The 15223-nt window shown below is 42.2% G+C and carries 13 protein-coding genes; 11 read left to right on the forward strand and 2 right to left on the reverse strand.

Annotated elements, in window-relative coordinates; all coding sequences use genetic code 11:
* The first annotated feature begins 356 nt into the window (after positions 1-356).
* Both der and CXF69_RS11845 read left to right on the forward strand, forming a co-directional pair.
* Complete coding sequence (gene der, locus CXF69_RS11840; RefSeq protein WP_057759046.1) at positions 357-1778, forward strand: ribosome biogenesis GTPase Der; 1422 nt, start codon at positions 357-359, stop codon at positions 1776-1778.
* Between the two features lie 205 nt (positions 1779-1983).
* Positions 1984-3954 carry a sensor histidine kinase gene (locus CXF69_RS11845; RefSeq protein WP_101206209.1) on the forward strand — a complete coding sequence of 657 codons (1971 nt, stop codon included), beginning with the start codon at positions 1984-1986 and terminating at the stop codon, positions 3952-3954.
* A gap of 185 nt (positions 3955-4139) precedes the next feature.
* Here CXF69_RS11845 and CXF69_RS11850 read toward each other — a convergent pair whose 3' ends face one another.
* Positions 4140-5306: a D-alanyl-D-alanine carboxypeptidase family protein gene (locus CXF69_RS11850; RefSeq protein ID WP_101206208.1), complete on the reverse strand. Its 1167-nt coding sequence runs from the start codon at positions 5304-5306 to the stop codon at positions 4140-4142.
* Positions 5307-5807: 501 nt separating this feature from the next.
* Complete coding sequence (locus tag CXF69_RS11855) at positions 5808-6242, reverse strand: MCR_0457 family protein (RefSeq protein WP_057759051.1); 435 nt, start codon at positions 6240-6242, stop codon at positions 5808-5810.
* A gap of 541 nt (positions 6243-6783) precedes the next feature.
* On the opposite strand from CXF69_RS11855, the gene surE reads away from it, so the two are divergent.
* From surE to CXF69_RS11900, 9 genes are all read left to right on the forward strand, one after another.
* On the forward strand, positions 6784-7602 hold the full coding sequence (surE, locus tag CXF69_RS11860; protein ID WP_102078149.1) for a 5'/3'-nucleotidase SurE: 819 nt from the start codon (positions 6784-6786) through the stop codon (positions 7600-7602).
* A gap of 135 nt (positions 7603-7737) precedes the next feature.
* On the forward strand, positions 7738-8526 hold the full coding sequence (locus CXF69_RS11865) for a M23 family metallopeptidase (protein ID WP_101206206.1): 789 nt from the start codon (positions 7738-7740) through the stop codon (positions 8524-8526).
* Positions 8527-8595: 69 nt separating this feature from the next.
* Complete coding sequence (locus CXF69_RS11870) at positions 8596-9894, forward strand: lytic murein transglycosylase (protein WP_101206205.1); 1299 nt, start codon at positions 8596-8598, stop codon at positions 9892-9894.
* 421 nt (positions 9895-10315) lie between these two features.
* Positions 10316-11611: a molybdopterin molybdotransferase MoeA gene (glp, locus tag CXF69_RS11875; protein ID WP_101206204.1), complete on the forward strand. Its 1296-nt coding sequence runs from the start codon at positions 10316-10318 to the stop codon at positions 11609-11611.
* Positions 11612-11733: 122 nt separating this feature from the next.
* Positions 11734-12846 carry a GTP 3',8-cyclase MoaA gene (moaA, locus tag CXF69_RS11880; RefSeq protein ID WP_102078148.1) on the forward strand — a complete coding sequence of 371 codons (1113 nt, stop codon included), beginning with the start codon at positions 11734-11736 and terminating at the stop codon, positions 12844-12846.
* A 129-nt stretch (positions 12847-12975) separates the two neighbouring features.
* Positions 12976-13506 (forward strand): molybdenum cofactor biosynthesis protein B, encoded by a 531-nt coding sequence (gene moaB / locus CXF69_RS11885; protein WP_102078147.1) that lies wholly within the window; start codon positions 12976-12978, stop codon positions 13504-13506.
* Positions 13507-13524: 18 nt separating this feature from the next.
* Positions 13525-14268 (forward strand): molybdenum cofactor guanylyltransferase, encoded by a 744-nt coding sequence (gene mobA / locus CXF69_RS11890; RefSeq protein ID WP_102078146.1) that lies wholly within the window; start codon positions 13525-13527, stop codon positions 14266-14268.
* 30 nt (positions 14269-14298) lie between these two features.
* On the forward strand, positions 14299-14805 hold the full coding sequence (moaC, locus tag CXF69_RS11895) for a cyclic pyranopterin monophosphate synthase MoaC (RefSeq protein ID WP_102078145.1): 507 nt from the start codon (positions 14299-14301) through the stop codon (positions 14803-14805).
* 93 nt (positions 14806-14898) lie between these two features.
* Entirely contained in the window at positions 14899-15180 is a 282-nt protein-coding gene (locus CXF69_RS11900; protein WP_057759069.1) for a MoaD/ThiS family protein, read from the forward strand.
* Positions 15181-15223: the final 43 nt, after the last annotated feature.

Consider the following 15223-nt stretch of genomic DNA (forward strand, 5'->3'; position numbering starts at 1 on the left):
GAATTTTAATATTTCACTATAGCCTTTAAGCCTATTCTTGATTGTCATTTATGAAACACAAACGCTGCTTAGTCAGCGTTTAGTGCTTTGTGTAAATTGCTTGTTTAAACACAGGCTTTCGCGTACTCTATGCGACCGATGTGCTATCCATATACACTACTTATTTATGTATAATGAAGCCATCCTATATACTATTTTTAATCGTAAAATAGCCATCTATTATTTTTGCTATTGTTCTATCATTCATTTTAATTCACGGTCAATTGCAGCATATCTATTACTATTACTATTGTTATGTCACTGGTTATAAGAATAACTGTACTGCCCGTCATTGTGCCTTTCACTGAGAGTAACCCATGAGTATCAAGCCTGTGGTCGCCTTAATTGGTCGTCCAAACGTCGGTAAATCCACCTTATTTAATCAGTTCACAAAAAGTCGGCAGGCATTGGTCGCTGACCTTTCAGGATTGACTCGTGACCGTCAGTACGGTGATGCAACTTATGAAGACAAATCCTTTATCGTTGTAGATACGGGTGGTATCGGTGAAGCTGACGACGGTAGCGGTAATATCGATGACTATATGTCTGAGCAGTCGCATACAGCAATCCATGAAGCAGATATTATTGTATTCGTCGTTGACGCTCGTGCCGGTATGATTGGCGCAGATGCTGAAATTGGTAAGTTTTTGCATACGTTAGGCAAGCCTGTCTATGTTGTTGCCAATAAAGTCGACGGTGTACATGATGCAGCGCCTGCTGAGTTCTATGCACTAGGATTGGGCGAGCCGTATCCGATGGCAGCCAGTCATGGTCGCGGTGTGGGCAATTTGCTTGAAGTGCTAACGGCTGATATGCCTGAGCAAGAAAACATAGTAGAACCAAGAGGCTTGAAGCTCGCCATTATTGGTCGTCCAAACGTGGGTAAATCGACGCTCGTCAACCGCCTGCTTGGCGAAGACCGAGTAGTGGTATTCGATATGCCAGGCACGACGCGCGATAGTATTTATATTCCTTATCAGCGTGAAGGTCGTGATTATGTTTTGATCGACACTGCTGGTGTACGTCGCCGTGGTAAAATCGATGAAAAAGTAGAAAAATTCTCTGTCATCAAGACCTTGCAAGCGATTGAAGATTCTAACGTAACCGTGATTGTTATTGATGCTCACGAAGGTATCGTGGATCAAGATTTGCATATGATTGGTTATGCGCTTGACGCTGGACGAGCGTTAGTCGTTGCGATCAATAAGTGGGATGGCCTAACGCAAGACCAAAGAGACTATATCAAGCTTGAAATGGATCGCCGCTTTAGCTTTATTCCTTATGTAAAAATACATTTGATCTCAGCACTGCATGGTACAGGTGTCGGTAATTTATATCCGTCTATCTTACGTGCGTACAAATCTTCAATGTTCGAAGTATCGACCAACCGTTTGACTCAGATTTTGCAAGATGCGGTAACGGCCAATCCGCCACCAACCGTTGCTGGTCGTCGTATCAAGTTACGTTATGCGCATATTGGTGGCCACAATCCACCCGTTATTGTTATTCATGGTAACCAAACCAGTGCGCTTCCTAAGAGCTATCAGCGTTATCTAGAGAACCAATTCCGTCAAGTATTTAAGTTAGAAGGCACACCGCTTAACGTTATCTTGAAGCAAAATGACAACCCATATGCTAATAAAAGCGACACGCCGACTAAGGCAAAAGCCCAGCAATTGCGTCAGCGTGAGCGTAATAGATCACAGAAATTTACTACCAAAGATAAAAAGCCTCGTTAATCCTCATATTTTAGGCGTTATATCTTTAGCTTTATGATTAATGTCATCGCGTTCGATAGCGCGATGACATTTTTCTATTAATACGCTATAGTTTGGGCTTATAAATAACTATCTTAGTTTCAAAAAATACTCAAATGTTTTACTTATCACATCTTTAAAATACCTGTACTATAAATGAAAGCTGCACGCGACTCAGTAGAGTGATATGAACAACCGTTCGTCTCAAACCATTCCCGTACTTATCTGGCGTTCTGTCATACAAGCTGTCGTATTGGCAGTGCTGGCAGGTTTTTTATTGCCTTTTCTTTATGGTTTAGTGCATCACTATCAAGAAAAAGAACAGCATATTCAGCAATTGGCATCGCTACTAACGACTAGCGCATCGACTGCAGATGGGGCAGATGTTGTGGCTGAACAAGTCAATATCTTGTTAGAAAACGAGCCGACGATTCAGAGCATTGTTTTCTATTCAACCTCTGAGCCAATTGAGGATATAGACCAGTCGCTTGCTGATTGGAAAAATGCTTTATTTGCGCATACGGTCAGTTTCAACTATCCAGTGATTAGTAAAGACCTCGATGCCAGTATTATGGCGTCCAATAAGTCCGATTCCAATCAACAGTTAGCACTGACTTTATCAAACATTATGAGCGAATCGTCAGCGCCAGATGAGGCGACTGATACAGCTACCGAAAATAGTACATTGATTGGTTATATTAATATTACGATGGACGTAGAATTGATACGTTTACATTGGTTCCAAAATATCCTGTGGTTATGGCTAACAACAGTGGTACTGATTGTTATATTCGCCTTATATATTTTTAGAAAGCTTAATTGGCCAGTTAGAGATATTGAAGTGTTAACTGATGTTTGTGACATTGTCATAAACAACGCAAATCTAGAGCAACTACCCGTCATTCCGCAACAATTTAATTTTCAAGAACTGACCCAAATCAAGAAAACATTGATTGTTTTATTCAATCGTTTACAAGAAGCACGGCAAGGTTATGAAACCCTTGCAGCTTTTGAACAGCAATTGCACAATAAAGACGTGTCACTTGATGTGCAATTGCACAATTTTCAAAGCATGATTTCTCATGAGTTAAAAACGTCGTTGAATGCAATTGTAGGCGGTTTACAACTATTGGATCATGAGGCGCTAAACAGAGAGCAAAAAGACGCGGTAGAGATTATCAGTAGTGGTAGTGATAAATTGGTATTGTCGTTAGATCATATTATACAGTTGAACCAGATCCAAAAAGGCCAGATAAGAATTCATAAAAATGAGTTTAACCCATTACAGCTAATCGCTGATCTGTTAGCTAAGTTTGAAAATATGGCTACTCAAAAAGGGCTAGAGTTAATCAGTAATATTCATCATATAGACTATAGCCTATATGGTGATTCAGAAAAAATATATCAGATACTATCGATACTGCTCAATAATGCGATTAAGTTCACGCCTGTCGGGAAAGTTACGATTACGTCGCAACTGACACATTTTAATAAAAGTAATCGTTGGCAGATTAGCGTGAAAGATACGGGTATTGGTATCAATAATGAGCACCTAGACGATATATTTAATCCGTTCTTTCAGGTAGATTCGTCGCAAACTCGCCAGTACGAAGGCTCAGGGGTTGGCTTACCGATTGTTAGACAAATGGCACAGCTTATGGGTGCTACGATTGATGTTGATAGTGTGCTTGGTGTAGGTACACAGTTTACGCTGACCATAGCGATGCCCAATCAACAGCAATCAAAACAGCAGCGCTTACTGTCTGGTCTGACGATTATTTATTATTACTATCATGAGACAGGCTCCTTGTTAGAGGAACTGGAATACTTAGGTGCTACGATTATTTGTCGCCAAGGTAACCAACTTGTCATAGACGAGATGCGTAAGCAGAAAATTGACATGGTGATGTTTGGTGAAGATGTTTTCCCAGAAAAAGCTGAGATACTAGCCAAACGTATTCGTCAGTATGAAAGCGATGAGGGTAGTAAGAGCGAGCATCGTGCGTTATTGGTATATTGGTATCCGCAGCATCGGGCGCGCCATGTAGACAGTTTTGAGTATGGTTTAAAGGCAGCTGGCATTGACTATTGTCATATTGCTACTTATAAGGACAAAGCGTTAAGCGACTTATTAAAACAATGGTTGGTTTGGACGTAGTACTGTTCTACCAAATCCGTGTTCCTAGTTGGTTTTATTTTACTAGGTAGCATTTTATATATTTACTACCTTTCAATACCGAAGCACTTTTAAAATAAAGTAGGCATAAAAACAAAAAAGACGCCCATTTTGAGGCGTCTTTTTTTAAACAGTTTTTAGCTAGAATTGCTTTTTAAAAGTTTCTCTTAGAAAAGATTCTTTACCCAGCGTACGATATGTTCCCACGTACGGCTCATAAAGCCTGACTGTTCGATATCATTGGTTGCGATGATAGGAACTGAGGCTACCGCTTTACCATCAATGACAGCCATCATTTTACCAACTTCCTGACCTTTTTTGATCGGTGCTTCTAAGCTCTCAGGAATATCGACCACTGTAGTGATTTTATTTTTCTGGGTTTTGCTGGTTAGAATTTGCAAGTTGTCGCCAGTTGCCAGTTCTACCTCGTCAGCTTCTCCAAACCATACTGGAAGCTTGCTAACGAACTGTCCAGCAGGCGCCTTAGTAACCGTTGTAAAGTGCCCAAAACCCCAGTTAAGTAGTTCGCGTGACTGATCGGCGCGAGCCTGTTGGCTCTTGGTACCCATAATGACAGAGATTAGGCGCATGCCTTCACGGTTGCTTGATGCAACCAAGCAGTAGCCTGCAGCATCAGTGTGGCCAGTTTTTAAGCCATCAACAGTTGGGTCAGTAATCAGCAGAGCATTACGGTTACCTTGGGTAATACCGTTATAAGTAAACTCTTTTTCTGCGTAGATACTATAGTAGTCGCCGCTGTTTTTGATAATAGCGCGCGCGAGTTTAGACAAATCCAAAGCAGATGCTAAATGACCTTCATCAGGCATACCCGTAGCATTGACAAAGTTAGAGTTCTCCATGCCAATCTTTTGTGCTTGTTCGTTCATCAATATTGCAAACGAGGCTTCGCTACCAGCAATATGTTCAGCCATGGCTTTTGATGCATCATTACCTGATTGAATAATAATACCGCGTAGCATATCGATGACGCTGGCGGTTTTGTTCACAGGCACATACATACAAGATTGGCTGCTGCTACCACGGCACCATGCGTTTGGACTCATCAATACCTGTTCATCTTCTTTCAGGTCGCCTGATGCTAAGCGTTGCTCAATGATATAACTGGTCATCATCTTAGTCAGAGATGCTGGCGGCAGCGCCTCATTGGCGTTCTTTTGAGCCAAAATTTCGCCAGTGTTATAGTCCATCAACACATAGGCAGTATTGTCCATTTCAGGTGGTTGAATGGCTGCGTTTGCCACTACTGCACTCATCGAGATACTTACACCAACTACCAGCTGTATCAGCTGATTTTTTACACGCTTTACTGTCATATATCATTACACCGCATCATGGAACCAAATGTATCTATCGCTTATGTTTTGTACCTATTTCCATACATTATTTTAAGCAGCATGTCTTAAATGCAGTGTTTAAAATAATGTATCGATGAAAATAGTAACGCCTACACAATAGACATAAAATTAACGCCTTATCTTAGCAAAATGACTACCGATGGGGAATCGATAAATGCAAAAATAAGGCAAGTTTGAAAAGAAAAATGAAGGCCTATCATATATTTATTCTGACTATCATCTGACCAGTCTCTGCAATGGAGAATTCAACGCTCACAAAAAAGCCTGCTGCACTGCTTGTGAATAACAAGTAAAGTGACAGCAAGCTTTGATGCTACAGACGTCTAAACAACCAGTTGATAATATTTGCTTAACCAATGTTATAAAGAGTACATAGCTTTTATTTTATTATCATTGATACCAATATTATTAACACATTAAGCAGAGGACGCTAGTTATTGAATTAAACTAGCTAGTTGTCTAATAATCCGCGTTTGCCAAATCTTCACATAGTGCTTTGTTTTCTTGCTTTGAGAATCCCATCGTCCAACTACGAATACCTTGTAGTATCTGGCGGTAGTCTTGCTGTGTAGATAGGTATTGAATCGCAGCTTTTGGATCTTCTAGAGAAGGCATTAGCTCATGCAGCTGTACAGTGTACGACTTATAGAACCGCTGTTTTTGCTTACCATTTAGCATGGGTGGGCATATCTCTGATAGTACCTGCATCACCGCAATTTCGTGCTTAGTGATATTGATGCCAGACATGTCTAGCGGAATGGTAGTGCCAGAGTTATTCGCAGCATTAGAAGCTTGAGACAGCATAGCAACAGACGTTATCAGTCCTGCAATCCCAACTTTTGAGGCAGTATTTGCTATCACAGAAGCTATAGATAATATCGATTGTTTATTCATTCAGTATTACACTCGCTCGTCTTTATTTAATGGTCATATGTTAATCGGTAAAAAAACAAAAGTCACACAAAATATTGATTTATGTGTAGATATCTTGTGAGCCAAAACCATTTTTTAGCAACATATCAGTAGCATACCCTAATGACGTTACTTCAGTATCAGTACATCGGTTTGTATTGTTGTGGGGTGTTGCGTATTGTAACGCGATGCTGAATCTACTGGTTGTCATCCGCTCTATACAAATATTTGTCACGTTATTTTTCTCATATAATCATTAGCATAAGAAGAACATGATACTTTGCTAATGACAGGGTTCGTGTCTGTATATTATTCAGTTATAATCGCCCATGCTATCAAAATGATACTTTTTCGTTAGACTGAGATGTCATGTCATTGAAGAATTAGAGTATCATGTTTTCATTTTAAATATGATCATCGTATTTTTATGCCATATCTTGAACAGACATGGCGCGATAGTAGAATTACCAAATAGAGATGTAGAAAGACAGCTAATAAAACATTAACCACATACTGAGTAGAAATGAGATTTTTAATTAGTAATGATGACGGTGTATATGCGCCAGGATTATTGGCACTATCTCAAGCATTATCGACTATTGGTGAAGTGATGGTCGTCGCCCCGAACGATGAACAAAGCGGTTATGCCAGTGCATTAAGTGTTTCAAGACCACTGCATACGCATCAGCTGCCTTCTGGATTTGTAGCGGTAAATGGTTCACCAGCTGACTGTGTTTATTTGGCCCTGCATGAGTTATATCGTGGTAGTGACTTTGACTGCGTGATTACAGGTATCAACTCAGGGGCTAACTTGGGACAGGATGTGATGTTCTCTGGTACGTTCGGTGCTGCATTGACGGCGCAACTATCTGGTATCCCTGCTATAGCAACGTCTTTGGTAGGTGGGGGTGTCAAAAATGGCGGGCAAGAATCAGCCAGTGATTATCAAGTGGCCGCACATGAAATCGTCAAACTGCTTACCGAGACTTCGGTTTTAGAGCTGCTCAAAAATTTGCCCTATCATGTATTAAACGTTAATATTCCTGATGTGCAGCATGCTGACGGTATCAAGGGTCGAAAAATAACCTCGTTAGGACATAAGCAAGCTGCTCAGCCAGTACGCCATATGATAGATCCACGCGGCCGAGATGCATACTGGTTGTCTCTACGCAAAGGTAAAAATGAGCGACCATTAGAAACGTCAATCGATGCGGTACAAGCAAAGCAGGATGTGATGACAGATTATCAGGCTGTAGCGGCAGGGTATGTCAGTTTATCACCAGTACGCCTACATCATACGCCAACGGCAGCGCTGGAGAGATTATCAACACTCGCGCTATAAATTCTATAAGATATAGTCCATACCGGCTTATTAAACACTGACGTGTTATGAGAATATCAGAAGACTCTTGTATGATATCAAGCGCTTTTGAATGATTAAACAATGAATGAGCAACACAAAGAATAGGAACCTTGTATGAAAAAAATCATAGCTGGATCGCATCTTGTTAAAGCCGCGTTGATTGGTACTATGGCAGTCGCTACTCTATCTGTCGTTGGCTGTGCAACGAAGCCTACCTATCAATCAGCAAACCAAGCAGGTCCTAAGATTATTACTAACGCGCAAGGCGTCCCTAACTATCACCGAGTACAACGCGGCGATACGGTCAGCCAGATTGCAGCGCGTTATCGTCTGAACTACCGTCAAATCGGAGCGATGAACAATCTAGATAGTAAATACACCATCTATAGTGGCCAATGGCTCAAACTATGGCAAGGCAATGTGGCCACCACTGCAAGTAACAATAGCTACAGTGCTCCAGTTCAAACGCAACCAACTTATACGCCACCTGTGACCCAATCTCAAATACCAGCCTATGAAGCCACTGCCAACTCGACCTCTGGTTATGATTATCCTACGCGTAACCCAGTGACTCGTAATATTGACCCTGCTGCGGGTAATATGGGAATGTGGTTTGCGGGCAAGGTTGGTGATCCAGTACTTGCCAGCCAATCAGGAACTGTGCTTTACTCAGGCAACGGTCTGCCAGAGTATGGCAATCTAATTATGATTCGTCATAGTGATAACTACATCACAGCCTACGCGCACAATAGCCAATTATTGGTGCAAGAGGGCGATACAGTACAGCGTGGCCAACGTATTGCTAGTATGGGTAGCAGTGGTCAGACCAATGAGGTAGGCTTAGAGTTTCAAGTTCGCTTAAATGGTAATCCTATTGACCCACGTAGCGTACTTGGGCGTTAGACTTAAATAATAGCTACGGATAGCTTGGCCACTGTGAGCCATTTTATTTATTCATGTTTGAGATTTTTTATGAGATTAAAAAAGCAATACCTCACCCTTATGCCAGCATTAGTGATGGTCGGGTGTACAAGCCAGCAGGCAATGCAAAGTAAGCCTGTTCGTCAAGGCGGCGTTGAGATTACTCAAACCCAAACCGTTCAGGTCAAACCAACACCTGCACCAGTCGTAAAACCGCAGCCTGCGCCCAAGCCTAGCTATAGTAGCTTTTCTGATTGGAAGTCAGACTTTTCTATGCGTGCCATATCGTCAGGCTATGATGCCCAAGTTATTGGTCGATTGCTTGATTCTGCTTATCTAAACCAGCAAGTCATCTCATTAGATTCAGGTCAGCCCGAGTTTTCCAAGATGCCGTGGGAATACGTAGATTCTGCGGTATCAAGTGGACGCGTCAGTGTAGGGAAGCGTAAATTTGCCGAGCAGCGTGCTTATTTGTCTCAGCTAGAGTCTCAGTATGGGGTCAATGCAGAGATTATCGCTGCGATATGGGGCATGGAGTCATCGTATGGCGCTGTGACCGGTAATAGTGATTTGCCAAGTTCGCTTGCCAGCCTTGCCTATGATGGTCGTCGTCAAGAGTTTGCTGAAACGCAGTTGCTATCGTTAGCGACACTGCTACAACGCGGTGATGTATCATGGTCACAGTTGGACGGTTCTTGGGCAGGTGGTATGGGACAAACCCAGTTTATCCCTGAGACTTGGCTCAAACAAGGGGTCGATGGTGATGGCAATGGGCATCGCAATCCTTGGGCGACTGGTGATGCACTAGCCTCGACGGCCAACTATCTTAGCAATTCAGGTTGGGTTCGTGGCTTAGCACCGTTTTATGAGGCAACGGTGCCAGCATCGTTTGATTACTCAGTGGTTGGTAGCAAACAACCTGCTGCTAGATGGGCTGCGATGGGTGTCGATACGATAGCGGACGTTTACCTAGATGCCAATACTCAGATGGAGCTATGGTTACCCGCTGGTAAGGATGGTCCAGTATTATTGCTAAGCCCAAACTTTGATGTGATTAAAGTCTATAACAACTCATCAAGTTATGCGTTGGGTGTCAGTCTGCTAGGCAAAACGATTAATGGACAAAGCGGTTTGCAAAAATCTTGGCCTCGTTATGAGCGTCCATTATCGACCACGCAAGTGACTAATTTACAACGTCGTTTGACTAGTATGGGTTACGATACCAAAGGCGCTGATGGTATCGTGGGTACCAATACTCGTATGGCATTCCAGCGTTGGCAAGCAGATAATGGTCAAACGCCAGATGGATTTATTACTCAAAACAGTGCGTCCTCACTGGCTGGATGGTGAGGTAGGCTGAGGGTATTTATACATTGTATAAAAGCGGCTCTTTTTAATCGTGCTTAGCCATTATTAATTAGCCACTAGCCAACAAACGATAATTTACTTTGTTCTACAAAAAGCACCTTGCCAAGGTGCTTTTTTTGTCTCAATCTATGTCTGATTTTGCTGACACCTTTAACACGATGGACAATGCAATAAATATCAAATATTAAGACCAGTGTAATCTGGCTTTATTCAAAACTTATCAGGACAAGGTTAATACAAGAAAGTTGATACTTTGAATGATAGACTCTAGATAATGTGTTTTTTGACGATGACTTTTACTCATAGTTTTCAGTGACAGTCTTTAATGACTATTTTTAATAACAGTTTCGATTACGAATAATTAGAACGACAGTAATTAGAACGACAGAAAGAGCGTGACCTTATGATTACCATGGAAGAATTACAAGCTGCGATACAGCAACGGATAGATAATTATCATATTACTGACTTTCCACTACAAAAAAGAGCCGTCAATACTCTAGAGTTACTGGGCAGCCTAAACCATATACTGGCTCAAGATATTGCTTCGCCCTTTGATGTGCCGCGACAAAACCTGTCTGCAATGGATGGTTATGCGATTGCCAAAGGTAGTGAGTTATCAGAAAACAGTACTATCGAAATCATTGGCGAGTCGCAAGCTGGCAGTGCTTATACTGGTAAGACAGCAGCAGGGCAAGGGGTACGTATTTTTACGGGTGCAGTCGTACCAGATTGCTGTGATGCGGTCATTATGCAAGAGAATACGAATTTTGCAGATATCAGAGCAACCATTGATAAATCTCGACCTTATAACATTACGCTCACGCAAACTGCCGAAGTTAACAATAATATCCGCTCACAAGGCGAAGAGATTGAGTCTGGCGAAGCCGTACTAAAAATTGGCAAACGCCTCAATTCTGCCGATATTAGCTTACTTGCCAACCTAGGTATTAGCCAAGTGTACGTGTTCCAGCCGCTTGTCGTAGGTGTGTTAGCAACAGGTGATGAGCTCGTAGCTATTGGCTATGAGCTGCAAAGCCTAGCCCAAATATATAACTCTAATACTCCGACGCTCAAAAGCTTGCTATCAGATCTGCCTATCACTATTCGTGATTATGGCATTATCCCTGATAACCTAGAGCAGACAACTATCGCAGTCAATGAGGCCATGCAGGACTGTGATGTACTGATATCGACGGCAGGTGTCTCAGTGGGTGACTATGATTTTTTGACCACTGTGATTGAAACACTAGGTCAGATTAACCATTATAAAGTGGCGATGAAGCCTGGTAAGCCTTTCGTATTTGGTGAATTGAATAAAAATATTGATAAGCCGGTATTGTATTTTGGCCTACCGGGCAATCCGCTCTCTACGGTTGTGGGTACGCTACAGTTTGTGATACCTGCATTGTGGCAAATGTCAGGTGCTAGCGTGTCAGAGCAGCCGATGCCGCTAACGATCAAAGCCAAACTGATCAGTGACATTAGAAAATCTCCCGGCCGCAAAGACTTTCAGCGTGGCGTATTGTCACGAGATGAGACAGGTCATTATCAAGTTGAGTGTTTCTCAAGACAGCAGTCACATAGAGTCAAACAGCTGAGCCGTGCCAATTGCTTTATTGTATTGGACAAAGACAGTGGGAACGTAGCAGCTGGTAATGACGTCGTTGTACAACCGTTTCCTTGGCTACATCGCTAATTCATCGTTTGCCAATTTATTGTAAGGTGGTCGCACAAAATCAGAGAGTAACCTTACACTGGTATGCTAAATACGAATAACAAAGTAGTGCTTATAGTAAGTAGTACTGATGGCAGTAACATATGATTGATGACAACATAGATGACAAACACAAAATAGACAGTCCACAACTATATTCACCGAGCTTGGCACCGGCATTATCTGATGGCCACATAGAGTCTTCCTTGATCGTGCCCACTGAGCAGATGAGTGACTATCACCAGCCGCTAACCGATGGATTTGCACGGCGTCTGACATACTTGCGTCTATCTATTACTGACTTTTGTAATTTTCGCTGTGAGTATTGCCTGCCAAATGGCTATCAAGGTAAGCGCCCTGATGATGAGCTGAGTATCTCTGAAATTGCGACCTTGGTGCGCGGCTTTGCTCAAGTAGGTACTAAAAAAGTTAGAATTACGGGCGGTGAGCCCTCTATTCGTCGTGATGTTGTCGAAATTATCGAAACAATTAAGCAAACTGACGGTATCGAGACGGTCGCGATGACCAGTAACGGCTATAAATTGGGTAAACATACAGCCAACTGGCAAGCTGCTGGACTTGATCAGCTCAATATTAGTATGGACAGCTTCGATGCCGCTACCTTTCATAAAATGACAGGCTTTGATACCTTACCGCAGATATTGGCTGACATGGATACATTATTAGAAACGACTGATATCAAACTCAAAATAAATAGTGTTTTGATGGCAGAGACTGCTTTTGAGAACTTAATCACGGCAATCGACTATGTCAAAGACAGACAAGTAACCTATCGCTTTATTGAATTTATGCAGACCAGTGATAATAGCGATTTGTTTTTTGCTCAGCATGCCCAGTCTGATATTATCACTGATTACTTGTTAGAAAATGGCTGGCAGCCGCATGAGCGCGGTAGTGCCGATGGCCCAGCAGTAGAGTACAGCCACCCTGAGTATGTCGGTCGTATCGGTATGATTGCCCCATATGCGGCGCACTTCTGTGATACCTGTAACCGCTTGCGCGTAAGCAGCCAAGGCAAGGTGCATTTGTGTCTGTTCGATCAAGGCAACTACGACATCCGTCCATACTTACAGCAAAACGATATCCAAGGATTGGTGAATACTTTACATAGCTTTATGCCAATCAAGCCTGAGCATCATCATCTGCATAACTCTAACAGTGGCATCATGCACAATCTGTCGATAATCGGCGGATAAAAAATTTTGAGTCTGCAATCATGACGCTGATAGTGATTGTCTTCCAGTGCAATCGTTTTTCTACATAAATTTTTTTAATACAACTGCTTTTTAATACAATTATAAAATGACATCTATAAAGGATTATTTATGAGTAAGCCTGCTGCACAATTTACACCGCTTAATATTGCTGTATTGACCGTTTCTGATAGCCGTACGCTGGCAGAAGATACATCAGGTCAGTACTTAGTAGATAGCTTGACTGAAGCAGGGCATCATTTGGCAGATCGCCAACTAATCACCGACGATATTTACCAGATTCGCGCAGTCATCAGTGGTTGGATTGCTAGTCCAGACGTTCATGCGGTTATCACCACTGGCGGCACAGGGTTCTTCATCAGAGATAGCATGCCAGAAGCTGTGAGTGTGCTGTTTGATAAATCAATCGATGGTTTTGGTGAAATGTTCCGTTTAATCTCAAAAGATGAAATCGGTATGTCTACCGTACAATCGCGAGCAGTTGCTGGTATGGCCAATGGTACGGGTATATTTTGTCTACCAGGTTCTTCTGGTGCTTGCCGTACTGGTTGGGAAAATATCTTAAAGGATCAGTTTGATAGTCGTACTCGTCCGTGCAATTTTGTACCGCATTTTTTGGCACAAAACCCCAGCCATGATTGAGTTATAAATAATTGACCTATGAGTGATATACAATCAAGCCTGACAGGTAATGGCATAGTGACAGATTGCTCAAATAATCTGGATGGTTTGGCAGGTGTGGTTATCTTGGCAGGCGGAGCCTCTAGACGTATGGGAACGGCTAAGGCAATGCTGACGCTACCGTCAGGTGAGCAGCTGTTAGACTATCATGTCCGTCATGCGAGCAAGTTACAGGTTCCTATATTGATTGCAGATAATGGTCGCGACTTTCAAGCTGGTTTAGATGTCCATTCAGAAAAACCTAATGCGCCTGTTATTCACATTGCTGATTATGGTACTGATGTTGACTCTAATGAGCATGATGGGCAGATCAAAACGGGCGGTGCTTTGGTCGCTATCGAATCAGCCTTACAAACATTGAACGGTTTGAATGATTCAGGCGTATCAAAAAACGTACAAGCATCGTGGTTACTGGTTATCAGCTGTGATAGCTTAATACCAGCAACTGACTTGTGGCAGAAATTACAGTGTGAAATGAGCCATGCTGCCGATAAGAAAGTGATTTGCTTAAAAGATGATAGTCACTTATATCCATTATTAGGGCTGTATCAGTTGAGTATCGAGCCTGATTTGAAGGCCTATATAGATAGCAGACAGCGTAGAGTGATGCAGTTTATTCAGCCATTGGTGCAAGCTGTATCATTTAGCAAAGAGTGGCAGAATCTAACCAACTTCAATACGCCTGAAGATTTTAAGCAGGCATGTGCTGCTCTACCAAAATAATAAAAATATCACATAAAAAAGGTTATATAAATGAATGACAGCGTTCAGATAAATCAGCAATCTATTTTATCTCACTTAGATAGTGATGGTGATATTACCATGGTCGATGTCAGTGGTAAGACAGCAACAACGCGAGAAGCCAATGCCACTGGACAAGTACGCTTTCCCAGTGAGATTTATGCGCAGATTAAAGCGGCTGATGGTATGACCAAAAAAGGCAGCATCACGCAAACAGCTCATATCGCTGGTATCATGGCGGCCAAACGCACTCATGATCTTATACCGCTTTGTCATCCACTACCGCTAGACAAGATAGGCTTAAGCTTTGAGTATAACGACGCGCTCAGCAGCATCACGGTCAGTGCGGTAGTCAAGGTCACGCATAAGACAGGGGTTGAGATGGAAGCGCTAACCGCAGTTAGTGTTGCTTGTTTGACTATCTATGATATGACCAAAGCGCTATCGCATGACATCGTTATAGATGATATTCATTTGGTTAAAAAGACAGGTGGCAAGTCAGATTACAGTCATGCTTAAAGTGACAACATTGCAGAGTGCGTAATCAATTAATCAATCAATAAAGATATGCTAAATGCCAAGCAAGGAAGCTTGCATCAGAGGGAGAGATTTATGAGTGCTATCGATATGACAACTAATATCGAATCAACGATGAATATTAATGTCATGTATTTCGCCAGTTTGGCTGACGAGGCCAACTGTCAGCAAGAGACAGTAAGCGTACAGCAAGATACGTCATTGACTGAACTATACGAACAGCTTAGTCAAAAACATCGCTTTAGCCGTCCGCAGTCAGAGCTACGAGTCGCAGTGAATGACTACTTCGCTAAATGGACTGACCAGATAAATGATGGTGATAGCGTGGTTTTCATCACGCCAGTCGCTGGTGGTTAGACAAGCGTTTATTAGTGTCCATTTTGTCAGTAGCTATTCAGTG

The sequence above is a fragment of the Psychrobacter sp. Choline-02u-9 genome (genome assembly GCF_002836505.1).
In the GTDB taxonomy this organism is placed as follows: domain Bacteria; phylum Pseudomonadota; class Gammaproteobacteria; order Pseudomonadales; family Moraxellaceae; genus Psychrobacter.

What these genes read in the sequence shown, in the direction of transcription:
- der (WP_057759046.1), top strand. Translation starts at nt 357, where the DNA reads ATGAGTATCAAGCCTGTGGTCGCCTTAATTGGTCGTCCAAACGTCGGT.
- CXF69_RS11845 (WP_101206209.1), top strand. Translation starts at nt 1,984, where the DNA reads ATGAACAACCGTTCGTCTCAAACCATTCCCGTACTTATCTGGCGTTCT.
- CXF69_RS11850 (WP_101206208.1), bottom strand. Translation starts at nt 5,306, where the DNA reads ATGACAGTAAAGCGTGTAAAAAATCAGCTGATACAGCTGGTAGTTGGT.
- CXF69_RS11855 (WP_057759051.1), bottom strand. Translation starts at nt 6,242, where the DNA reads ATGAATAAACAATCGATATTATCTATAGCTTCTGTGATAGCAAATACT.
- surE (WP_102078149.1), top strand. Translation starts at nt 6,784, where the DNA reads ATGAGATTTTTAATTAGTAATGATGACGGTGTATATGCGCCAGGATTA.
- CXF69_RS11865 (WP_101206206.1), top strand. Translation starts at nt 7,738, where the DNA reads ATGAAAAAAATCATAGCTGGATCGCATCTTGTTAAAGCCGCGTTGATT.
- CXF69_RS11870 (WP_101206205.1), top strand. Translation starts at nt 8,596, where the DNA reads ATGAGATTAAAAAAGCAATACCTCACCCTTATGCCAGCATTAGTGATG.
- glp (WP_101206204.1), top strand. Translation starts at nt 10,316, where the DNA reads ATGATTACCATGGAAGAATTACAAGCTGCGATACAGCAACGGATAGAT.
- moaA (WP_102078148.1), top strand. Translation starts at nt 11,734, where the DNA reads ATGATTGATGACAACATAGATGACAAACACAAAATAGACAGTCCACAA.
- moaB (WP_102078147.1), top strand. Translation starts at nt 12,976, where the DNA reads ATGAGTAAGCCTGCTGCACAATTTACACCGCTTAATATTGCTGTATTG.
- mobA (WP_102078146.1), top strand. Translation starts at nt 13,525, where the DNA reads ATGAGTGATATACAATCAAGCCTGACAGGTAATGGCATAGTGACAGAT.
- moaC (WP_102078145.1), top strand. Translation starts at nt 14,299, where the DNA reads ATGAATGACAGCGTTCAGATAAATCAGCAATCTATTTTATCTCACTTA.
- CXF69_RS11900 (WP_057759069.1), top strand. Translation starts at nt 14,899, where the DNA reads ATGAGTGCTATCGATATGACAACTAATATCGAATCAACGATGAATATT.